This is a genomic window from Gottfriedia sp. NPDC056225, assembly GCF_042267765.1.
In the GTDB taxonomy this organism is placed as follows: Bacteria; Bacillota; Bacilli; order Bacillales; family Bacillaceae_G; genus Gottfriedia.
On record NZ_JBHJTJ010000004.1, the window covers coordinates 102,924 to 123,703 of the forward strand.

The window sequence follows — 20,780 nt, forward strand, 5'->3', positions numbered from 1 at the left end:
TATTAAGGTGATTTTATGATAAAAAAAAGACCAAACTTAGTCACAAATGAATTAATCGATCTTTTAAACAAACTTGATTATGAAACATTTATGCATGGGATGCGTGTCGGAGAAATGCTTTATCGATTCAGTAGTCATCTAAATCTCACTTTACCTCAATCGAATCAATTGCATTTTATAGGATATGTTCATGATATAGGAAAGCTTCAAATTCCAAATGAAATCGTACAAAAACAAGGCCCTCTTACAGACAACGAATGGGATTTAATGAGGAACCACACAACGTATGGTTATGACATTTTAAAGAATCTTTTAGATCATCATAAAGTCTTAAACGCTGTTCGTTATCATCATGAAAATATTAACGGGACTGGCTATGAGGGCTTATGCGGTGACGAAATTGATTTTAATTCTAGAGTAGTGAGAATTATTGATAGTTTTGACGCATTAACACATGACCGTCCATATAAAAAAAGTTGTTCAATTGAATCGTCGTTAAAAAAAATTCAAAGACTAAATGGCACTGTTTATGACCGAGATTTAGTAAATGAATTTACAAAGTTTATTTGCAGTTAATGTTGTAATGTTAATAATTTACACATGTTAATTGCTAGACCTGAAACTATTAACATGTTATAGTTTCATTAAAATTATAAAATTCACTCGTATAATCGTGAGGATATGGCTCACAAGTTTCTACCGGTTAACCGTAAATATACCGACTATGAGTGGTAACACATCTATTATTTTAAGAGCGAATCTAAAACTCAAAATGTGTTACTTCACTCATTTTTTATACAGTGAAGTACATGTTTTGAGTTTTTTTGTCTAGATAAGGGGGAGCATTATGGAATTATTACTAAAGAAAATTGAACAAGAAGGAATTGTTTTAGCAAATGATGTACTAAAGGTGGATGCCTTCTTAAATCATCAAATGGACCCTGTTTTAATGAAAGAAATTGGTGAAGAATTTGCTCAGCTTTTTGCTGAAGAAAAAATAACAAAAGTAGTTACGATCGAATCATCTGGTATCGGACCTGGACTTATGACAGCACTGGCTTTAAATGTACCACTGGTTTTTGCTCGTAAGAAGAAATCAATTACAATGCAACAAGATGTTTATACTGCCAAGGTGTATTCATTTACAAAAAAAGAAGAAAATGAAATTTCAATTTCCCATAAATGGTTAGAAGAAGGCGACAAAGTCTTAATAATAGATGATTTCTTAGCAAATGGGCAAGCTGCTCTAGGTTTACTTTCAATTATCGAACAAGCTAAAGCAGAAACGGTTGGATTTGGAATCGTCATCGAAAAATCATTCCAAGACGGTGGAAAGATTTTACGTGAACGTGGTTATCGTGTAGAATCACTTGCTCGTATTCAGTCATTAAAAGATGGCCAAGTTAAATATATTAACGAAGATTTAACTGTATAAATCGCAGAATTAAACTTTAAGTTACATTCTCTAAAATACCTAATTCAAAAAAGACATTGTCTGAACTGATCATCAGTTCACAATGTCTTTTTTTATTGAAGATCATAATTCATTTATGCTTTTTTTAAGATTAAATAAACGAAATAAGGTCCACCTATTAGTGCTACGATAATTCCCGCTGGTATTCCTTCCGAATTAGTTAAGTTTCGTCCGATTGTGTCGGCAACCAATAATAATAAACCACCGATTAAAATTGCAACTGGAATATATAATTGATTTCGTGGTCCAACCAAACTTTTCGCAATATGCGGTGCCATTAAACCAATAAATGCGATTCCTCCAGTTAATGAAACAGCAGATGCTGCTAATGCAACTGCAGCTAGCATTAAAATAATTCTTTCCTTTTCTAATGAAACCCCTACGCCGATCGCAACAGGTTCATTTAAATTAAGAAGATTTAACGTATTTGCTTTATATAGTGTAAATGGAATTAGGATTATTAACCATGGTAGGAATGCCCAAATAAACGGCCAATCCGTCCCCCATATATTTCCTGCTAACCATTTCGCAATAAAATCTACTTTCTCACGTTCTGCAGATGAAATTAATACAATCATGATTCCTGAAAGGGCCATTGAAAAACCAATGCCGACTAAAACTAGTCTGATCGGTTGAAGACCGGAATTTTTCTTATAAGAAAATAAGTAAATGACGACTGCGGTTACAATTGCGCCACAAAATCCGATTATTGGAATTAAGTAAACAAATGAACCTGCTTCAATCGGGAAGTATAAAAAGAATATTGTTATGGCTACACCGGCACCAGCATTGAAACCTAGTATACCTGGTTCAGCCATATCATTTCTTGTAACCCCTTGTAAAATTGCACCCGATAGTGCAAGCGCCATACCCGCCATTAATGTAATGAGCATTCTAGGTAATCGAATTGAAAAAATGACAAACTGTTCTTTAAATGTACCATCACCTAAGAATGTTGGGAGTAGTCTACTATATGGAATAGCTGAAAATCCCATACCCATTCCAATAAACATTGTTGCACAAATAAGAATAAATAACGTTATTACGATTAATCTTTGTTTTCTAATCATAGCAGGCTGGATCATGAGAATTCTTTGCCTCCTTTATGTACAATCATTAAAAAGAATGGAAGGCCAATCATTGCGACAATCGCTGCAACTGGTGTTTCGTAAGGAATATTGATTGTTCGACCTAGTGTATCTGCCAACAGTAAGAATGTAGCTCCAAAAATAGCAGACATCGGTATAATAGATCGATAGTCAGTACCAACAAATCCACGTACTATATGAGGTACCATTAAACCTAGAAATGCCATATTTCCTACTAGCGCAACTGCTGCTCCAGCAAGTAAAATGATTACGATAAACAAGATTATTTTAATTCTTGTTGTATTTTGACCTAAGCCGATCGCTACCTCTTCGTTTAAGCTAAGTATTGTTAATTGGCGTGCTAGAAAAATTGTCACTATTATACCTACTATAATAAAAGGTGCAATTGATTTTACTTGACCCCAAGAAGTACCTACTAAACCACCCGAAGTCCACATTGAAATATTTTGAGAAATTTTAAAGTAAATTCCAACGCCTTCTGAAATAGCAGTTAAAAAGCCCGTAACGGCTGCCCCTGCTAAAACAATCCGGAAAGGAGAAAATCCACCTTTTTTGACTGAAGCGATTCCAAAAACAATCAGTGAACCAACTGCTGCTCCAATAAAACAAGCTACCATAATCCCAAAATAATTTACGTTTGGTAGGAACGCCATTGTAATTGCTAAAGCTGCGTTTGCTCCAGCTGTTAAGCCTAACAATCCTGGATCTGCAAGTGGATTCCTTGTCATCCCCTGCATAATTGCACCCGCAACTGCTAAAGCTGCTCCTACAAATATTGCTGCTACCTCTCTAGGTAACCGCAACTCTCGAATAATAGAAATCTGTTGATTATTTAAGTTTGTAAAAATCGCATTCCAGACATCGCGCACTGTTGTATCCGCTGCGCCGAAAACGATTGCAATGACAAACATAGCAATAAAAATAATAACGCCTATTAAAAGTTTAAAAAAGAACGGAATTGACCCTTTATTATTCTGCTTCATTAGCCCCTCATCTTCTCTTTATAGAATGAAAGAGTAGGAATTTTATGATTCCTACTCTCTTTTTTGTTAGTTACTTAAAAATTGCTTTTTAAGGAACTCTAATTGCATATCTAAAGTATCTGGATCATTGAAATAGAACTCACTTCCATTAACTTCAAAAACGTGTTTGTTTTTTACTGCAGGTGTATTTTTATAAGTATTTGTTTTTTCTACAGATGTATCAGCTTGATCGAATTTACTAAAGATTACATAGTCTCCCATAAATTCAGGAAGTACTTCTAATGAGATTGCATAATAGCCTGGTTTTAACGCATTTTCTTCAACCTTTTTAGGCATTTTCAACTTCATTTCTTGGTAAATAATTTCTGTGCCACGACCCCAGTTGTTTCCATATACATAAAGTTGTTTATCGAATTTTTCAATGACAGAAACTGTTGCATTTGGACCAATCTTAGCTTTAATCTCTTCTCCGACTTTCGCGGCACGAGTCTTGAAATCATCTACCCAAGCTTTAGCTTCTTTTTCTTTATTTAATAATTTACCTATTTCGATCTGTTGCGTTAAATAATCTACTTTTCCATATGTGTATACAACAGTAGGTGCAATTTTCTTTAACTTATCAAGATTTTTAACGCTATCTAACCCAATAATTAAATCAGGGTTTAATTCAATAATTTTTTCGATATTATCATCTGACACTACTTCAGCATTTTTTAATTTTTCAGTCCAACGAGGATTCGACTTTGACCAAGAATCAACACCAACGATGTTAACCCCTAAAGACATTACATTCCCCGCGAATGATGATAATACGACGACACGTTTAGGATTTGCAGGTACTTTAACTGGTCCATTTTGAGATTGATATGTAATAGTTCCAGACTTTTTTGGTTCATTCTTAGAATCATCCTTGCTTGCTGCTGTATTACTACATGCACTAATAATTAGCACGAATATTAAAAGAAACGGTATTAAGATTTTCTTCATTTTTTTCTTCTCCCTTAAGTAAATTGTAAGTTATGCACATTGGTTTATTTGTTCTTGGATCTCTTCCAATTACTGTATCAATCGAAAAAACTTTTTTAAGAACTTCATGAGTAATGACTTCTTCACAAGAGCCTGCTTTTACGATTTCTCCGTCTTTCATTGCAATGATGTAATCAGCAAAACGTGCTGCTTGATTCAAGTCGTGTAAGACCATTACAATCGTGCAGTCCTGTTCTTGATTTAATTTTTGTAACAGCTCTAAAATTTCAAGCTGATGTGCCATATCCAAATATGTAGTAGGTTCATCAAGGAAAATAATTTCAGTTTCTTGTGCTAACGCCATAGCGATCCAAACTCGTTGACGTTGTCCGCCCGAAAGTGAATCAACTGCTTGATACTTAAAATCCTTTGTACCTGTAACTTCAAGCGCCCAGTCAATTACTTCAATATCTTTTTTTGTGAGTCTACCGAATCCACTTTGATATGGGAATCGACCATAAGATACTAATTCACCTACTGTTAACCCACTCGCACTCTCTGGAGTTTGTGGAAGAATTGCCATCTTTCTAGCTAGTAATTTAGTATTCTCTAAGGAAATGTTTTCCCCATCTAAAATAATTGTTCCGGATTGATGCGAGATAATTCTAGTAATCGCCTTCAAAAGTGTCGATTTTCCACATCCGTTTGAGCCAATAATGGTTGTAATTTGTTTATCCGGAATTTTTATATTAAGGCCTTTTACAATCAAACGATCACCGTAACCAATGGTCAACTCATCAGTATATAACCGTACCATAAACGGACCCCCATTCATTTTATATTTATTTCTCAACCGAAATGATAATGATAATGATAATTATTATCAATCTATGTCACTTCGTAAATATAATTCTATTTACTAATTATGTCAATATTAAATTTTCGTTAAATCATTGAAAAATTCTTAAAAATGGTTTATATTTTATTGAGAATGATAATCAATGACAGAATATTCTGGAGTGAGACGGTAATGAACATAAATGATCTATTTGATGTAACAGTAATCGGAGGAGGTCCCGCTGGACTTTACTCTGCTTTTTATAGCGGTTTAAGAGAAATGAAGACAAAAATTATAGAATTTCAATCTGAATTAGGTGGTAAAGTTCATTGCTATCCTGAAAAGATGATTTGGGATGTTGGTGGGCAACCTCCAATTCCGGGTGAAAAGTTCATCGGTCAAATTGTTCAGCAAGGATTAACATTTGATCCTACTGTTGTATTAAATGAAAAGGTCGATACGATCACTCGAGATGAGAATGGCATTTTTATTTTACAAACAGCTTCAGGTCAATTGAATTATTCTAAAACAATCATAGTTGCAGTTGGAAGCGGTATTTTAAATCCAACTAAACTAAATATAGATGGTGCAGAACGATTCGAAGTTTCAAATTTAAACTATACAGTTAAGTCACTTAAACGATTTAAAGATAAAACAGTTATTGTTTCTGGTGGAGGTAACTCTGCAATAGATTGGGCTAATGAATTAGAGCCAATCGCCAAAAAAGTTTATATAACTTACCGAAAAGATGCACTTAAAGGCCATGAAGCACAAGTCTCTCAATTAATGAATAGTTCAGTTGAGTGTCTATTCAACACTTCTATTACAAAACTGATCGCATGTGAAAATCATGAGTTGATCGAAAAAGTTGAACTGTCAAATAACGAAACGGGTGAAATATCTCACTTAGCCATTGACGAAGTAATCATCAACCATGGCTATGAACAAGATACTTCTTTACTTAATAATAGTGAAATTAAAGTAGAAATGATTCAAGACTTCTACATAAAAGGTAATACAACGAGTGAAACTTCAATTGAAGGAATTTACGCAGCTGGCGATATTTTAATGCATGAAGGAAAACTGCAATTGATTGCTGGCGCATTTCAGGATGCGGCGAATGCCGTTAATAAAGCGAAGCAATATATTCAGCCTGATGCTAGCGGTTCAGCTATGGTTTCATCTCATAATGAAGTATTTAAAAAACGAAATCGTGAGCTAATTAAACAAATGATGAGCTAATATAAAACAAAAAAACGAATTCCATGCGAATTCGTTTTTTTATCGTTCATTTTTCTAAAAAAATTGAAGCCCTGAAGACTTTTTCGCGCTTCACTTCCACACTGTCATATATTTCTTTCTATACTTTAGATCCTCTTCGGTTTCAATCAACTCTAATGCCTTTTGCTTAATTTCTTCATTCTTAACTGCATCATATAGATTTCTCATACATTGAATAATATCGTAACGAATCAACGTATAGTTTTTCTCTTCTTTGCAATTTAAAAATCGATTTACTAGATGTTCAATGACGATTGCTCTTTGTTCCGGACCGGCTAGACCTACTCTCCATATGGACTGCAAAGTATGTCTCGCGGTTACAAACTTTGGATCATATGTAACCTGCCAAATTGCTGGAAAATCATTAAGCATTCTCTTCTCTGGATCACTTATCGCTAAATTCGAAAGAAACTGGGCAGCTCTTGATCTCTGATGATTTCCCTTATTTGTTAGCTCCGATTTTAATCGATCCCATACTTCATACGACCAATCCACCGGCTCTTTTGTTACGGAAATAATATAGTTAAAGGCTTCGTATTGCAAATTCTTATCTTTTGATTCTAAGTTTTCAAAATAACCTATTACTTTTTGATCCATATCATATACCTCTTTGAAAATAGTAAATAACTCGCATATCTAGATGATATCATTCCCTAGCATTTTTCTAGCTATGAAAAAAAATTATCGATAGTTCAAATTTTTTTCGTATTTTTACTAATACTAAGCCTACATGATTTAAGCTTTTAAAAGAATTGGAGGCTAGTATGATTATGTTAAGTAATCTTATTTTGGCTAGATGGCAATTTGCAGTAACAACAATTTATCATTTTTTATTCGTACCTCTAACAATTGGATTAGCCTTTTTAATCGCATTTTTACATACTCTATATTTAATAAAAAAAGATGAACAGTATAAAATCATGACAAAGTTTTGGGGCAAGTTATTTCTACTAAACTTTGCTGTAGGTGTCGTTACCGGCATTATGCAGGAATTTCAATTTGGCATGAATTGGTCAGATTATGCCAGATATGTGGGTGATATTTTCGGTGGGCCTTTAGCTATTGAAGCTTTAGTTGCCTTCTTTTTAGAATCTACATTTTTAGGATTATGGATATTTGGCTGGGATCGACTACCACCTAAAATTCACTTAGCTACAATTTGGCTTGTGGCAATTGGTACGACGATTTCTGCTTTTTGGATTTTAGTAGCAAATTCATTTATGCAAGAACCAGTCGGTTTCACATTACGCAACGGTCGTGCTGAAATGGTAAAATTCAGTGCTCTATTAACTAATCCACAAGTATTAGTAGAATTCCCGCATGTTGTTTTTAGTGCATTAGCTACAGGTTCGATGTTTATGGCTGGTCTTAGTGCATATAAAATGCTACGAAAACAACAAACTGAAATCTTTAAACCTTCTTTTTCAATTGCTATTGTCGTTGCATTAGTTTCTAACTTATTAGTCGCATTTTCAGGACATCATCAGGCTCAACATTTAATGCATAGTCAACCAATGAAAATGGCTGCTGCTGAAGCTTTATGGGACACGACTGGTAATAGTGCTCCATGGGCACTAGTTGCGAATATTGATGTAGATCATCAAAAAAACCCTTTTGAACTTCAGGTACCAGGATTATTAAGTCTTCTTACTTACAATAAATTTACTGGTAAAGTTGTAGGGATTAATGATCTTCAAGCTGAATATTCAAAAAGGTTTGGGCCTGATAACTATGTCCCTCCTGTTAAAACAACATTTTGGAGTTTCCGCGTTATGTTATTTGCTGGTGGATTAATGATTTTACTTGCCCTTTATGGATCATTTGCCGTTTATCGTCATCGAATAGACAATCAGAAACTATTTCTTAATTTAATGATACCTGCAATTTCTCTTCCTTATATCGCAAATTCAGCTGGATGGATTATGACTGAAGTTGGAAGACAACCTTGGTCCGTATTTGGCGTATTGAAGACGAAAAATAGTGTTTCACCAACCGTATCTTCTCCAATGGTATTAACTACTTTTATAGGATTTACCGTAGTCTATGCGATTTTGTTAGTTGTTCTAATCTATTTATTTGTTCACTTTATAAAAGCAGGTCCAGCAACTAAAGATACTAGTAAACATAAGGAATCGTTAGAACCAAAATTATATTAAAGGAGACTATTTATATATGTTAGAGACCACATGGTTTATTTTAATAGCCGTTCTATTTATCGGATTTTTCTTCCTAGAAGGCTTCGATTTTGGCGTTGGAATGCTATTACCGTTTATCGGTAAAAGTGATACAGATCGGAGAATAATCATTAATACGATAGGTCCATTTTGGGATGGGAATGAAGTATGGTTTATTACCGCTGGAGGTGCAATGTTTGCAGCTTTTCCAAATTGGTATGCTACCCTGTTTAGCGGTTTTTATATGGCTCTCTTTTTAATGCTATTAGCTTTGATTGGTCGAGGAGTCGCATTTGAGTTTCGTAGCAAACAAAAAAGCCCAGCTTGGCGTTCAACTTGGGATTGGATTATTTTTTTCGGTAGCTTATTGCCTCCATTCTTATGGGGAGTTGCACTTGCCAATTTAATGCGAGGCGTTCCAATTGATTCTAAAATGAATTATGTTGGTACGTTTTGGGACTTAATCAGTGTTTTTTCAGTGACTGGCGGAATTAGTATTGTACTACTGTTTCTTCTACATGGAGCGTTATTTATCTGTCTTAAAACGGTAGGCGAACTAAGAGAAAAAGCTTTCTCAGTGGCTCTTAAAATTGGTATGTGGACTACTACATTTATGTCTATTTTTATTATACTAGCTTATTTTCAAACAGACTTTTTTACGCGCTACGGTGTCGTTCCAGGAGCGATTCCGATTTTATCCGGGATCACATTATTTTCTGTCCGCTATTTTATTAAAATTAAACGTGAAGGCTGGGCATTTATAATGACCGGTTTAACAATTGTCTTTTCAACTATTACCGTTTTTTTAGATTTATTCCCAAGAGTTATGATCAGTTCGATTGATCCTGCTTATTCTTTAACGATTTATAATGCTTCATCAAGTCCTTATACTTTAAAAATCATGACAATTGTTGCGTTTTCTACAATTCCATTTGTGCTTGCGTATCAAATTTGGACATACTGGGTGTTTCGAAAGAGAGTTACTTCATCTGATTTAGAGTATTGAATTCAATTAAACGTTTGTTTAATTTTGTATAGATGAGCGATTCCGATAACAACGATCGCTCATTTTTAAATTGCTCTTGAAATATACGATTTTTTAAAAAAATGAACGAAATTCGATTCTCATTCGTATAAGAAGTAAGGAGGGAACGTTTATGAAAACAATTTTATTTGAAGAAAATCAATTAGTTATTACATTATCTAGTTTAGAATCTGTACTTGGGCTAAAGCATAAAATTGAAATTCCCTATAATGATATTAAGGAAGTTTCAATAGAAGACATCCAGCAGTATTTATGGAAAGTATATGGTACACATATGGGTCCAAGTAAATATGGTTTTTTTAAAAAGGACGGTTTGAATTATTTTGTGGCGACAAGTACGAACAAAGGCAATTTAGTCTTAACATTGAATAATCATAAGTACGATAAAATTATTTTGGAAATGGATCATGTTGATGATGTTTTACAGCAAATACAAAATAACTTGAGTACTCATATAAAATAACTTAAATAAGACTGTCTTTAATGGACAGTCTTTACTTTTTGATTTAAATTGCCTTATAAATGAATAATTTCAAAACGATGATCAAATTCTCTTAAGTATTCTACTACTAATTTACGATGACAATGGTGTGGTTTTTCTTCGCTACATAAAAAGCATGGAACGCCAATACTTGTAAAATCGTTTATTTTTTTTTCAATTTTACGGTTTTGAATCAAGTTCAAAAAGTCTTTTTCGAAGTCATTCCACTCGATTTCTTTTTTCTTAATTGCTTTAAGTAATTCTTCTGTTGGTGCTAAATCTGTGTCATGTGTGTATTGAATATTTAATAGACGCATTACAAATTGTAAGTCGTCTTTTTTGGCGTATCCTGCTAGTTGTGATGTGTTATGTAGCCGAGTATCAATTAGATGAGTAACTCTATTTTGTTGAAGCATTGTTGAGAAGGTTCTTAAAGATTTTTTTGAGAAACCGATTGTTGTTATGTTCATTTTGGAAAGTTACTCCTTTAAAGATTACTTCTATTTATGTTGATATAAAAAAGGTGATTCGTCTCGTTTTTGATAGACCACACTCACTTTTGCAGTAATCACATCAAACTTTTTAAAATGGTCCTGAAGGGTTATTCGTATTATTAACTTTAGTTGTTTCTCTCCCAATTTCTTCATTCATTGTTTGATTATCACTTTTATTTAGTGCGCCCGTTCCGAATTTCTTTTGCATAAAATAACCAAATGCGATTATTAAAATAACAAATCCCCAAAATAAATATCCCAATTTTGTAATTTACCTCACCTCATTTTCAATTATTAGTTTAGCTGTTCCTCAACTTATTACAGTTTATTATTACATTCGATAATTTACAGTATTTTCCTTTTATATTATTGAAGTAATTTGTCACATATTGAAATAAATGATATTCGACTAATAATCATCCTCTACTTTGGTTCAGCTAAGGCAATGCGATCGTTCAATAAATAAATTCTTTTCCAAATGGAAAGTATGCTTGATATTGCTCCATTTGCACGATAAACTTAATCTATGGAAAGTTAACTTTCCATGAAAAAAGGGGGGACCATGTTGCTCAATCGTTTAGAAGAAATCCGTAAGCAACGCGGAATTAAACAAGAAGAATTAGCAACAGCTCTTGAAGTGTCAAGGCAAACGATCGGTTCACTAGAAAACGGACGTTATAACCCTTCTATCCTTTTAGCGTTCAAAATTGCTCGTTTTTTCGGTATGAGTATTGAAGAAATCTTTATTTATGAGGAGGATTAAAGTATGAAAAAAACTAATTCAATTTATTATCTTACCGCAGTGGCTTTTATACTACTAGCGGGTGGTATTTACTTCATCAAAACAAATCACGATCCACAAGGTTTGCTACGAGTGTTACCTTATATCTGTTTTGGGCTTGGCTGTAGTATTTTTGGTCACGGTATGGGAGAAATACTGCTCCGTTTCGCTGTGAAGAATAATCCTGTTGCAGCAAAAAAGCTAGAAATTGACAAAAAAGATGAGCGTAATTTGGCAATCGCTAATCAAGCAAAAGCGAAAGCATATGACATGATGGTTTTAGTGTTTGGAGCCTTAATCTTAGCATTTGCCTTGATGGATATAGATTTTACCATGTTGTTACTATTAGTTTTTGCATATATGTTTCTCCTTGGATCTAACAGTTTTTACCGTTTAAAGTACTATAAAGAGATGTAATTAATTAATAGTTATGACAAATTATATTGAATTCCAAAATGAAAAATGATCCATTATGTATACAATTTAAAAACAAAACCGGGCAATAATCAACCCGGTCCTTTTTTGTTTACACATTTTAAATTAAGACTTCACTACTTCCACTGAAACTTCTTCAAATGGCCATGATGGAAGCATTTTTCTTAAAACTTTATCCTCTCTATAGCCAAGGTCGTATTCAGCTTGCATAATTGTGTGAATTTCACGAGTACCTTCATAAATTACAGGTGCTTTTGAGTTTCTTAAGTAGCGCTCTACAGGGAATTCGTTTGAGAATCCATATGCTCCATGGATTTGTACTGCATCGTTTGCTGCTTCATTTGCGGCATTACATGAAATCCATTTTGCTAGTGATGTTTCTCTTGTATTTCGTTTACCGTTATTTTTTAACCAACCTGCTTTGTATACTAATAATCTAGAGATTTCTAAATTTGATGACATTTTTGCAATCATTTGTTGTACTAGTTGGTGCTTTCCGATTTCTTTGCCGAATGTTTTACGTTCGTGGCAGTATTTTACACTCGCTTCAAGAGATGCTTGAATTAAGCCGCATGCACCAGCGGCTACTGTAAATCGACCGTTATCTAGTGCTGACATAGCAATTTTAAAGCCTTCACCTTCAAAGCCTAAAAGGTTTTCAGCAGGTACTCTTACATCATCTAAAAATACTTCGCCTGTATTCCCAGCTCTAATACCCATTTTTCCTTTAATTGCTTTTGTGGAAACGCCTTCAAATGTACGCTCTACAATAAAACAAGATATTCCGTGATGCTTTAAGTCATGGTTTGTTTTAGCAAAAATTAAGAAATGGTCAGCAACATCACATAATGAGATCCATGTTTTAGACCCGTTTAAAATATAGCTATCTCCGTCTTTTACAGCAGTCGTTGTCATTGCGACCACATCTGAGCCTGCATTCGGTTCAGTTAATCCAAATGCCCCAATTTTATTCCCTTGGGCTTGAGGTACTAAGTATTTTTTCTTTTGTTCTTCAGTACCCCATTGTAATAAAGTCATGCTGTTTAATCCTGTATGCACTGAGACTGCCGTTCTAAATGCTGTGTCCCCTCTTTCTAATTCCTCACATACAATCGCTAATGTATTATAATCCATCCCTACTCCACCATATTGTTCTGGAATACATACACCCATTAATTGTAAATCAGCTAGTCGCTTTAAAATATTTACTTCAAAATGTCCTTTTTCATCCCATTCTTTAATAAAAGGGATAATTTCTCGGTCTACAAATGACCTGACTACTTTCCTTACACTAACTTGTTCTTCTGATAATGAAAAATCCATTTTTATTTCCTCCTCAAATTGTTTTATTTAATTTCATTTCTTCTATTTCAATTCGGGAATAACCTAGCTTACTCATTATTTCATCAGTATGTTCGCCGTGCAGGGGTGGGTGTCTTAATACTTCAACTGGTGTTTTTGATAATTTTAATGGTGATCCGACTAGTTTTAAATCTTTAATATATGGGTGGTTTACATCCAACACCATATCTCTCGACTTAGCTTGTTCAGACTGTAGGGCTTCACTCACATTATTGATTGGTCCATTCGGGATTCCATTTTGATCTAATAATTCTTTCCATTCATTTTTAGTTTTCGTTTTTAACTTGTTTTGAATTAATTGCTCTATAAGTTTTCTATGCTGTAGTCGACTAGTATTTGTTTTAAATGTTTCGTTCAATAAAGTTGGCTCATCGATTAATAGCGCAAATCGTTTAAATTGTTCATCATTACCAACTGCTATGACAAGTTCCCCATCACTCGCCGTAAAAACTTGATATGGAACGATATTAGGATGATGATTTCCCATTCGTTCAGGTACAATTCCACTGCATAAATAATTACTAGCTACATTTACTAAAGCAGCTAGTTGTGAGTCAAACAACGAAATATCAATTTCCTGGCCTTCCCCTGTACGACTCCGATGTTGCAGTGAAGCAAGAATCCCAATACATGTAAATAAACCAGTTAAAACGTCAGAAATAGCTACTCCTACCTTTGTTGGCTCTGCTTCTTTCTCGCCTGTAATGCTCATTAAACCAGACATTGCTTGAATGATATAATCATATCCCGGTAGACTTGAACTCGGCCCTACACTGCCAAATCCACTAATGGAAGCTAATATGATGTCACCTTTTATTTTTTTCAAATCTTCATAGCCAAAGCCTAGCTTCTTCAATGTGCCAGGTTTGAAATTTTGAACAACTACATCAGCCTCTGAAATTAGCTTTTTTAAAATTTCTTTACCTTGCTCACTTTTTAAGTTCAAGGTGATGCCCTGCTTATTGCGGTTTGCACATAAATAATAAGCGCTTTCACCTTCCACGAAAGGTGGCCCCCATCCTCTTGTTTCATCACCAATATTTATACTTTCTACTTTTATGACCTCGGCCCCCAAATCCCCAAGGATCATCGTACAAAAGGGACCGGCTAGCACTCTTGTTAAATCAATGATTTTAACTCCATATAATGCACCCGGCAACTTTTCCACCTCTATTAATCTAGTTAATAAGCCAGTAAACACTCAATTACAATTGCCTGCACCTGAATGTTTAACTGGCTTACAAATTTTTTAAATGTCTAACCCTATTGAGATATATTTAACTTCTAAAAATTCCTCAATTCCGAAGTGACCGCCTTCTCTTCCTAGACCGCTCTCTTTATAACCACCAAATGGAACTTGAACAGCTGAAGGTAAAGCATCATTTAAACCAATAATTCCGTATTCAAGTGCTTCTGTAATACGGAATGAACGACTTAAATTCTCTGTATACACATATGCAGCTAGACCATAATTTGAATTATTTGCTCTTTCGATTACCTCCTCTTCCGTTTTAAAAGTAGAAATCGGTGCTAGAGGTCCAAAAATTTCTTCCTTCATACATGCCATTTCATCTGTAATTCCAGTTAAAATTGTTGGTGCATAATAATATCCATTTTCTTCTTTTGGTTTATTACCGCTGAATACTATTTTCCCACCATTTTTAGTAGCATCCTCGACTAATGTTTTTACCTTTTCTAAAGCTGAATGATCAATTAGAGGACCAACATCAACTCCTTCTTCTAAACCATTACCAACTTTTAATTTTTCCAATTCTTTTGTAAATAGGTCTGTAAACTTTTCTGCTACACTTTCTTGTACGTAAATACGATTTGTACAAATACAAGTTTGGCCAGCATTTCGGAATTTTGACTGAACTAAACCAACTGCTGCCTTTGATAAATCGGCATCATCCATGACGATAAATGGCGCGTTTCCTCCAAGTTCAAGAGAAACCTTTTTGACATTTTCTGCTGCACCCTTCATTAGCGTTTTACCAACTTCAGTAGAACCAGTAAATGTAATTTTCGTTACTCTAGGATCTTTTAACCATACGTCACCAATTTCAGAAGATTTACCAGTAACAACATTAATTACACCTTTTGGAATTCCTGCTTCATGAGCAAGCTCTGCCAGCTTTAATGCTGTTAAAGGTGTTTGTGTTGCTGGTTTAATAACCGTCGTACAACCAGCCGCAAGAGCAGGCGCAACTTTTCTAGTAATCATTGCTGCTGGAAAATTCCATGGTGTAATTGCTGCTACAACACCTACAGGTTCTTTTCTAATAAGAATTCGCTTATTAGGCTGTGATGCAGGAATTGTTTCTCCGTATATGCGTTTACCTTCTTCTGCATACCAAGAAATAAAGCCATTTGCATAAACAGTCTCACCTAGCGCTTCTTTTACTGGTTTCCCTTGCTCAATTGTCATTAATCTAGCAATTTCTTCTTTCTTTTCGTCAATCAGTCGATACCAATTCATTAATAAATGATATCTTTCTTCTGCAGTCTTTTTTGACCAAGTTTTGAAGGCTTTATGAGCAGCATCAACAGCTAATTTTGCTTCATATGTACCACCTGTTGGAATTGCACCTACAACCGCTCCAGTTGCAGGATTTGTAACCTTTGTATAATATTCATGATCAGTCCCAACCCATGCACCGTCTATATACATAGGGTAGACTTCGTATTTTTCTTTAATTTGGCTCATTTAGTTTACCTCCAATTGAAGTTCTGGAACTAATACAGCCTCGATGGACTCTCTTAAAATATCTAGCCCTTCTTCAAGCTGCTCATCAGTAATCGTAAGTGGCATTAATAAACGAATCACGTTACCAAAAATTCCTGCGCTTAATAACATTAACCCTCTGTTATTTGCTTCTTTTACAATCTTTCCAACTGTAGCTTTATCTGGTGTTTTATCCTTTTTATTTGTGACAATCTCCATCGCACACATTGCGCCAATTCCACGAATATCGCCAATTTGTTCAAATCGTTCTGCCCATTGGTTCATTTTCTCATTAACCTTTTCACCAATGACAACAGCTCGATCATTTAATTCTTCTTCTTCAATGATGTCGAGTACTGCTAATGCAGCACGGCATCCAAGTGGACTACCAGAATATGTTCCGCCTATTTCACCACTATCAGAAGCTTCCATTATTTCTTTTCTACCAATTACGCCACTAATAGGTACTCCTGCACCCATTGATTTTGAAATCGTAATTAAATCAGGCTCAACTCCAAAGTGCTCGATCGCAAAATATTTACCTGTTCTAGCGAATCCAGTTTGAATTTCATCTGCTACAAACAATATGCCATACTGCGTACAAATTTCTCTAACTCTTTTAACAAAATCAAGATCCGGAACAATAAAGCCGCCTTCGCCTTGAATTGGTTCCATTACAACAGCAGCAATTGTTTCTGGTGCCACTTCTGCAATTAGGAACTGCTCAAATTGTTCAATGATGAAATTACTATATTCTTTTTCATTCATTTGTTCTGGACGACGATATACGTATGGATAAGGTGCTTTATACACTTCCGGAGCAAATGGTCCAAATCCATATTTGTATGGCTTAACTTTACTTGTCATTGTCATCGTCATTAAAGTACGACCGTGGAATCCTCTAGTAAACGAAATGATGCCTTGACGCTTTGTATATTTTCTAGCAATTTTCACTGCATTTTCAACTGCTTCTGCACCACTATTAAAAAATGCTACTTGTTTATCGAAATCCCCAGGCGAAATTTCGGCTAATCTTTCAGCAAGTTGAATATAAGATTCATACATCATGACATTAAAGCCTGTATGAATATAATCACCGGCTTGTCCTTGAAGTGCTCTTACTACTCTAGGATGGGAATGTCCCACATTTAGAGTTCCAATTGCACCAGCAAAGTCAATAAATGTATTGCCATCAATATCCTCAACTAGTGCACCTTTTGCTTTTTTTACGAATGCTTCACTATTATTACTAATTGCTTTTGGAACCACTTTATTTCTTCGAGCAAGCAGCTCTTGTGATTTTGGTCCTGGAATTGAAGTTTGGATTTTAACAAATTTTCGATCTGCCATTATTGCACCGTCCTATCTATAACGATTTTTTCCGACTGTAATGAAAGCATGTCATGATCTATAATGTCATGACATGCTGGTGAATAAATTAAGCTTGAATAGTAGCTAAAATTTCTTTAAATGCACTTACTACAGTATCAACCTCTTCATAGCTAATTTTTAATGAAGGCTCGATACGAATTGTTTTTGAGTTAATTAACGTACCAGCAACTAGGATTCCTTTATCAAACATTCCTTTAGAAACTTCATAGCCGATTTCATCTTGATGGAACTCGATTCCGATCATTAAACCTTGACCACGAATTTCTAAAACTTTGTCTTCATGTCCTTTTGCAGCTTCTTTTAATTGATCTAAGAAATATGCTCCAACTACTTCTGCTCTTTCAGGTAATTTTTCTTCAAGTAATACGCTGATTGTAGCAATAGCAGCAGCACATGCTAATGGATTTCCACCAAATGTTGTTGTATGCATAAATGGATTTGGGAACCAGCTTTTGAACACTTCTTCTTTTGCTACTACTGCACCAGCTGGCATAACTCCTCCACCAAATGCTTTAGCAAGACAGATAATATCTGGTACTACTTCATATAAATCAGCAGCAAACATTTTACCTGTACGACCCATACCTGTTTGTACTTCATCAAAAATTAATAGAGAACCGTACTCATCACATAACTCACGAACTTCTTTTAAGTAGTTTGGAGGAGGAAGAATAATTCCGCCTTCACCTTGAATTGGCTCAAGAATTACTGCTGCAACATCCTCACCAACTAATGCACATGTTTCAAATGTTTTTCTCATCATGTCAATGTCACCAAATGGAACATGACGGAATCCAGGAATTAGCGGTAAAAATGGTTTACGGAACATTCCTTTTGCAGTACCTGATAAAGAACCTAAGCTTTTACCATGGAATGCACGTGTAGTTGAAATAAATGTACTGCGCTCACTATACATTTTTGCTAGCTTTAATGCTGCTTCCACACTTTCAGTCCCACTATTTGTAAAGAATGAATATTTTAAATCTCCAGGTGTAATATCAGCTAAAATTTTTGCAAGCATTGCACGTAATGGATCTAATAAATCTTGGCTATGAAGTGCCTGTCTTTTTAACTGATCTGTAACAGCTTTGATAACTTTTGGATGACGGTGTCCAACATTATAAATTCCGAATCCGCCTAAACAGTCAATATATTCTTTTCCATTTACATCTTTAAAGCATGAACCGCTATCAGACCACTCAACAGAAGCAAATTGACCGCCTTCAGTAACTGTTTTACGGTAAGCAAGGAAACCTGGGTTTACATGTTCTCTAAATCCATCAACTGTTTCTTTTGTGATCCACGCAGCATCTTCTTCTGTAACAGTCTCTTTTTCTATTAAACTTAAAACTTTATTAATGTACTCAGTTACATTTTTTTCTTCACTTTTTAATTCGTTTTTTAAATTGATACTCATTTTGTCCACTCCTATAGTCGTTTTATTTATTTTTTTAGTTAAATTTTGCCCTTTATTATTCTGCAAACCAGCCAATTGGTTCAACTTGTAAATTAATGTTAATTTGCTTAATCTCTTGGAATTCTTCTAACCCAAATGTACCTAGGCTTCGACCAACACCACTTTGTTTGTATCCACCCCAAGGCGCTTCATTATAAGTTGGATGGTAGGCATTGATCCAAGTAATCCCTGATCGTAGCTTTTTAATAACTCTTAAAGCTTTCGCTCCATCTTTACTAAATACTGCACCTGCTAAACCATAAACGGTCCCGTTTCCTAGTTTTATTGCTTCCTCTTCAGTTTTAAACTTTTGAATACATACTACAGGGCCAAAAATTTCTTCTTGAACGATTCGCATATTTTGTTCAACATCTACAAATACAGTCGGTTCAACAAAGTATCCCTTTTCTAACCCATCTTTTTCGATACGATTTCCGCCGCAAGCAACTCTTGCGCCTTCATCTTTACCAATTTGTATATAGCTTAAAACTTTTTCTAAATGCTCTTTACTAACAAGTGGGCCCATTTCATTTTCTGCTACATTTCCAGGACCTACTTTAATTTTTTTAGCACGCTCTACAAATCGATCAACGAAGCGATCATAAATCGATTCTTCAACTAAAATCCTTGAACCCGATGAACAAACCTGACCCGAACCTGCATAAATTCCAAATAGCGCATAATCTACTGCCGTTTCAAAGTCTGCATCAGCAAAAATGATATTCGGAGATTTCCCACCAAGCTCTAGTGACACTTTTTTCATCGTATCAGCAGCTGTTTTCATGATATGTTTACCTGTTTTTGTTCCACCCGTGAATGAAACCATGTCTACATCAGGATTGGCAGTGATTTCATTTCCAACCACTCGTCCTGCACCCATCACCATATTTGCTACACCATGTGGCAAACCAACCTCTTCAAAAATCTCAAATAATTTCTTAGGGGTTACTGGTGTTACTTCTGAAGGTTTGAAAACAATCGAATTACCTGCCGCTAATGCCGGAGCAATCTTCCAAACACTCATTAATAATGGGTAGTTCCAAGGAACAATCAATCCACAAACTCCGATTGGTTCACGTACAACCATAGCTTGCATTGGATCTGCTACATGATAAGTAAATCCGTCTGGCTTCGTAATCAAACCTGCATAATAACGGAAGCATGCTGCTGCATCAGCCACATCATAGCCCGCTTCACGATTCGTTTTCCCATTATCTAATGTTTCAAGCTTTGTTAGTTCCTCTTGGTACTCTTCTATTTTGTCCGCTATTTTAAATAAGTAAGTTGCTCTTTCTTGAGCAGATAAATCAGACCATCTTCCATCATTGAATGCTTTACGAGCAACATCAATTGCTTCTTTCGCATCTTCAATCGTTCCTTCTGGTGCATAAGCGATGATTTCTCCAGTTGCTGGGTTAATAACAGGGCGTTTCTCATGATTGCTAGAATCTTTCCATTCACCATTTATAAACATCTTTAAATCAATTGTTTTGAATTGAACATCGACCATTGTATATAAACCCTCCTTAATTTCTTAACAATTTAATAGTTTGCAAGAACTGTGCCAACTTAAATATCGCTAATTTACAAGGTTTTTACTGAATACTCTGTACAATTATTATTCAATTTTGCATAACACTATTACAATTTGCATAATCTTTGAAATTCGTTAGTTTATTAAGGTTCAATTACTTTTTAAACGATTTTTTTTAAATACGATTAGTTAAACCGACATATTGCGAAAATTCGTTGCATAGGCTAGAACACCATGAAAGGAGGAGATT

The 20,780-nt window shown here is 34.9% G+C and carries 21 protein-coding genes and 1 riboswitch; of the genes, 8 read left to right on the top strand and 13 right to left on the bottom strand.

All coding sequences use genetic code 11. The annotated features are described in order from the left end of the window. Positions 1-15: 15 nt before the first annotated feature. Complete coding sequence (locus ACFCYN_RS05060; protein ID WP_172446854.1) at positions 16-576, top strand: HD-GYP domain-containing protein; 561 nt, start codon at positions 16-18, stop codon at positions 574-576. A gap of 67 nt (positions 577-643) precedes the next feature. Continuing rightward, positions 644-745: riboswitch (purine riboswitch) on the top strand. Between the two features lie 102 nt (positions 746-847). Continuing rightward, positions 848-1,435 carry a xanthine phosphoribosyltransferase gene (locus ACFCYN_RS05065; RefSeq protein WP_172446853.1) on the top strand — a complete coding sequence of 196 codons (588 nt, stop codon included), beginning with the start codon at positions 848-850 and terminating at the stop codon, positions 1,433-1,435. 113 nt (positions 1,436-1,548) lie between these two features. Here ACFCYN_RS05065 and ACFCYN_RS05070 read toward each other — a convergent pair whose 3' ends face one another. The 4 genes from ACFCYN_RS05070 to ACFCYN_RS05085 all read right to left on the bottom strand — a co-directional run bounded on the left by ACFCYN_RS05070 (position 1,549) and on the right by ACFCYN_RS05085 (position 5,349). Next, positions 1,549-2,559 (bottom strand): FecCD family ABC transporter permease, encoded by a 1,011-nt coding sequence (locus ACFCYN_RS05070; RefSeq protein WP_172446852.1) that lies wholly within the window; start codon positions 2,557-2,559, stop codon positions 1,549-1,551. Next, positions 2,556-3,566 (bottom strand): FecCD family ABC transporter permease, encoded by a 1,011-nt coding sequence (locus ACFCYN_RS05075; protein ID WP_172446851.1) that lies wholly within the window; start codon positions 3,564-3,566, stop codon positions 2,556-2,558. The genes ACFCYN_RS05070 and ACFCYN_RS05075 overlap by 4 nt, the downstream gene beginning before the upstream one ends. A 66-nt stretch (positions 3,567-3,632) precedes the next feature. Further along, positions 3,633-4,553, bottom strand: a complete 921-nt coding sequence (locus ACFCYN_RS05080; RefSeq protein ID WP_172446850.1) for an iron-hydroxamate ABC transporter substrate-binding protein — start codon at positions 4,551-4,553, stop codon at positions 3,633-3,635. Further along, a complete protein-coding gene (locus tag ACFCYN_RS05085) occupies positions 4,504-5,349 on the bottom strand; it encodes an ABC transporter ATP-binding protein (RefSeq protein ID WP_375947955.1) in 846 nt (281 codons plus the stop codon). Before ACFCYN_RS05085 ends, ACFCYN_RS05080 begins: the two co-directional genes overlap by 50 nt. Before the next feature lie 213 nt (positions 5,350-5,562). On the opposite strand from ACFCYN_RS05085, the gene ACFCYN_RS05090 reads away from it, so the two are divergent. Next, entirely contained in the window at positions 5,563-6,612 is a 1,050-nt protein-coding gene (locus ACFCYN_RS05090; RefSeq protein ID WP_375947957.1) for an NAD(P)/FAD-dependent oxidoreductase, read from the top strand. Between the two features lie 90 nt (positions 6,613-6,702). On the opposite strand, the gene ACFCYN_RS05095 is transcribed toward ACFCYN_RS05090, so the two are convergent. Further along, positions 6,703-7,248, bottom strand: coding sequence for a hypothetical protein (locus ACFCYN_RS05095; RefSeq protein ID WP_172446847.1), 546 nt, complete (start codon positions 7,246-7,248; stop codon positions 6,703-6,705). A 173-nt stretch (positions 7,249-7,421) separates the two neighbouring features. Here ACFCYN_RS05095 and ACFCYN_RS05100 point away from each other — a divergent pair, with 173 nt between their 5' ends. The 3 genes from ACFCYN_RS05100 (at position 7,422) to ACFCYN_RS05110 (ending at position 10,333) form a co-directional block, all read left to right on the top strand. After that, the gene (locus ACFCYN_RS05100; RefSeq protein ID WP_172447774.1) at positions 7,422-8,807 is read left to right on the top strand and encodes a cytochrome ubiquinol oxidase subunit I; all 1,386 of its coding nucleotides are present in this window, start codon (positions 7,422-7,424) and stop codon (positions 8,805-8,807) included. 16 nt (positions 8,808-8,823) lie between these two features. Beyond that, a complete protein-coding gene (cydB, locus tag ACFCYN_RS05105) occupies positions 8,824-9,831 on the top strand; it encodes a cytochrome d ubiquinol oxidase subunit II (RefSeq protein ID WP_172446846.1) in 1,008 nt (335 codons plus the stop codon). Between the two features lie 151 nt (positions 9,832-9,982). Then, positions 9,983-10,333: a PH domain-containing protein gene (locus ACFCYN_RS05110; protein ID WP_172446845.1), complete on the top strand. Its 351-nt coding sequence runs from the start codon at positions 9,983-9,985 to the stop codon at positions 10,331-10,333. Between the two features lie 53 nt (positions 10,334-10,386). On the opposite strand, the gene ACFCYN_RS05115 is transcribed toward ACFCYN_RS05110, so the two are convergent. Further along, on the bottom strand, positions 10,387-10,821 hold the full coding sequence (locus ACFCYN_RS05115) for a DUF488 domain-containing protein (RefSeq protein ID WP_172446844.1): 435 nt from the start codon (positions 10,819-10,821) through the stop codon (positions 10,387-10,389). Between the two features lie 112 nt (positions 10,822-10,933). Further along, a complete protein-coding gene (locus tag ACFCYN_RS05120; RefSeq protein ID WP_375947960.1) occupies positions 10,934-11,107 on the bottom strand; it encodes a hypothetical protein in 174 nt (57 codons plus the stop codon). A gap of 303 nt (positions 11,108-11,410) precedes the next feature. Here ACFCYN_RS05120 and ACFCYN_RS05125 point away from each other — a divergent pair, with 303 nt between their 5' ends. Then, the gene (locus ACFCYN_RS05125) at positions 11,411-11,608 is read left to right on the top strand and encodes a helix-turn-helix transcriptional regulator (protein WP_098118069.1); all 198 of its coding nucleotides are present in this window, start codon (positions 11,411-11,413) and stop codon (positions 11,606-11,608) included. Positions 11,609-11,611: 3 nt separating this feature from the next. Further along, positions 11,612-12,043 carry a hypothetical protein gene (locus ACFCYN_RS05130; RefSeq protein ID WP_375947962.1) on the top strand — a complete coding sequence of 144 codons (432 nt, stop codon included), beginning with the start codon at positions 11,612-11,614 and terminating at the stop codon, positions 12,041-12,043. Positions 12,044-12,166: 123 nt separating this feature from the next. Here the strand turns inward: ACFCYN_RS05130 and ACFCYN_RS05135 are convergent, their stop codons facing one another. The 6 genes from ACFCYN_RS05135 to ACFCYN_RS05160 all read right to left on the bottom strand — a co-directional run bounded on the left by ACFCYN_RS05135 (position 12,167) and on the right by ACFCYN_RS05160 (position 20,506). Further along, the gene (locus ACFCYN_RS05135; protein ID WP_172446841.1) at positions 12,167-13,384 is read right to left on the bottom strand and encodes an acyl-CoA dehydrogenase family protein; all 1,218 of its coding nucleotides are present in this window, start codon (positions 13,382-13,384) and stop codon (positions 12,167-12,169) included. A gap of 13 nt (positions 13,385-13,397) precedes the next feature. Continuing rightward, the gene (locus ACFCYN_RS05140) at positions 13,398-14,582 is read right to left on the bottom strand and encodes a CaiB/BaiF CoA transferase family protein (RefSeq protein ID WP_375947965.1); all 1,185 of its coding nucleotides are present in this window, start codon (positions 14,580-14,582) and stop codon (positions 13,398-13,400) included. A gap of 90 nt (positions 14,583-14,672) precedes the next feature. Next, the gene (locus ACFCYN_RS05145; protein ID WP_375948022.1) at positions 14,673-16,094 is read right to left on the bottom strand and encodes an NAD-dependent succinate-semialdehyde dehydrogenase; all 1,422 of its coding nucleotides are present in this window, start codon (positions 16,092-16,094) and stop codon (positions 14,673-14,675) included. Between the two features lie 36 nt (positions 16,095-16,130). Continuing rightward, positions 16,131-17,498: a 4-aminobutyrate--2-oxoglutarate transaminase gene (gene gabT / locus ACFCYN_RS05150; protein WP_172446839.1), complete on the bottom strand. Its 1,368-nt coding sequence runs from the start codon at positions 17,496-17,498 to the stop codon at positions 16,131-16,133. Between the two features lie 88 nt (positions 17,499-17,586). Continuing rightward, a complete protein-coding gene (locus tag ACFCYN_RS05155; RefSeq protein WP_172446838.1) occupies positions 17,587-18,957 on the bottom strand; it encodes a putrescine aminotransferase in 1,371 nt (456 codons plus the stop codon). 55 nt (positions 18,958-19,012) lie between these two features. Beyond that, positions 19,013-20,506, bottom strand: coding sequence for an aldehyde dehydrogenase family protein (locus ACFCYN_RS05160; RefSeq protein WP_375947967.1), 1,494 nt, complete (start codon positions 20,504-20,506; stop codon positions 19,013-19,015). Between the last annotated feature and the right edge of the window lie 274 nt (positions 20,507-20,780).

Coding starts and splice junctions, on each gene's coding strand:
- ACFCYN_RS05095 (WP_172446847.1), bottom strand. CDS start 7,248: ATGGATCAAAAAGTAATAGGTTATTTTGAAAACTTAGAATCAAAAGAT.
- ACFCYN_RS05135 (WP_172446841.1), bottom strand. CDS start 13,384: ATGGATTTTTCATTATCAGAAGAACAAGTTAGTGTAAGGAAAGTAGTC.
- ACFCYN_RS05155 (WP_172446838.1), bottom strand. CDS start 18,957: ATGAGTATCAATTTAAAAAACGAATTAAAAAGTGAAGAAAAAAATGTA.
- ACFCYN_RS05085 (WP_375947955.1), bottom strand. CDS start 5,349: ATGGTACGGTTATATACTGATGAGTTGACCATTGGTTACGGTGATCGT.
- ACFCYN_RS05070 (WP_172446852.1), bottom strand. CDS start 2,559: ATGATCCAGCCTGCTATGATTAGAAAACAAAGATTAATCGTAATAACG.
- ACFCYN_RS05130 (WP_375947962.1), top strand. CDS start 11,612: ATGAAAAAAACTAATTCAATTTATTATCTTACCGCAGTGGCTTTTATA.
- ACFCYN_RS05100 (WP_172447774.1), top strand. CDS start 7,422: ATGTTAAGTAATCTTATTTTGGCTAGATGGCAATTTGCAGTAACAACA.
- ACFCYN_RS05065 (WP_172446853.1), top strand. CDS start 848: ATGGAATTATTACTAAAGAAAATTGAACAAGAAGGAATTGTTTTAGCA.
- ACFCYN_RS05115 (WP_172446844.1), bottom strand. CDS start 10,821: ATGAACATAACAACAATCGGTTTCTCAAAAAAATCTTTAAGAACCTTC.
- ACFCYN_RS05060 (WP_172446854.1), top strand. CDS start 16: ATGATAAAAAAAAGACCAAACTTAGTCACAAATGAATTAATCGATCTT.
- ACFCYN_RS05110 (WP_172446845.1), top strand. CDS start 9,983: ATGAAAACAATTTTATTTGAAGAAAATCAATTAGTTATTACATTATCT.
- ACFCYN_RS05080 (WP_172446850.1), bottom strand. CDS start 4,553: ATGAAGAAAATCTTAATACCGTTTCTTTTAATATTCGTGCTAATTATT.
- ACFCYN_RS05145 (WP_375948022.1), bottom strand. CDS start 16,094: ATGTATATAGACGGTGCATGGGTTGGGACTGATCATGAATATTATACA.
- cydB (WP_172446846.1), top strand. CDS start 8,824: ATGTTAGAGACCACATGGTTTATTTTAATAGCCGTTCTATTTATCGGA.
- ACFCYN_RS05090 (WP_375947957.1), top strand. CDS start 5,563: ATGAACATAAATGATCTATTTGATGTAACAGTAATCGGAGGAGGTCCC.
- ACFCYN_RS05075 (WP_172446851.1), bottom strand. CDS start 3,566: ATGAAGCAGAATAATAAAGGGTCAATTCCGTTCTTTTTTAAACTTTTA.
- ACFCYN_RS05160 (WP_375947967.1), bottom strand. CDS start 20,506: ATGGTCGATGTTCAATTCAAAACAATTGATTTAAAGATGTTTATAAAT.
- gabT (WP_172446839.1), bottom strand. CDS start 17,498: ATGGCAGATCGAAAATTTGTTAAAATCCAAACTTCAATTCCAGGACCA.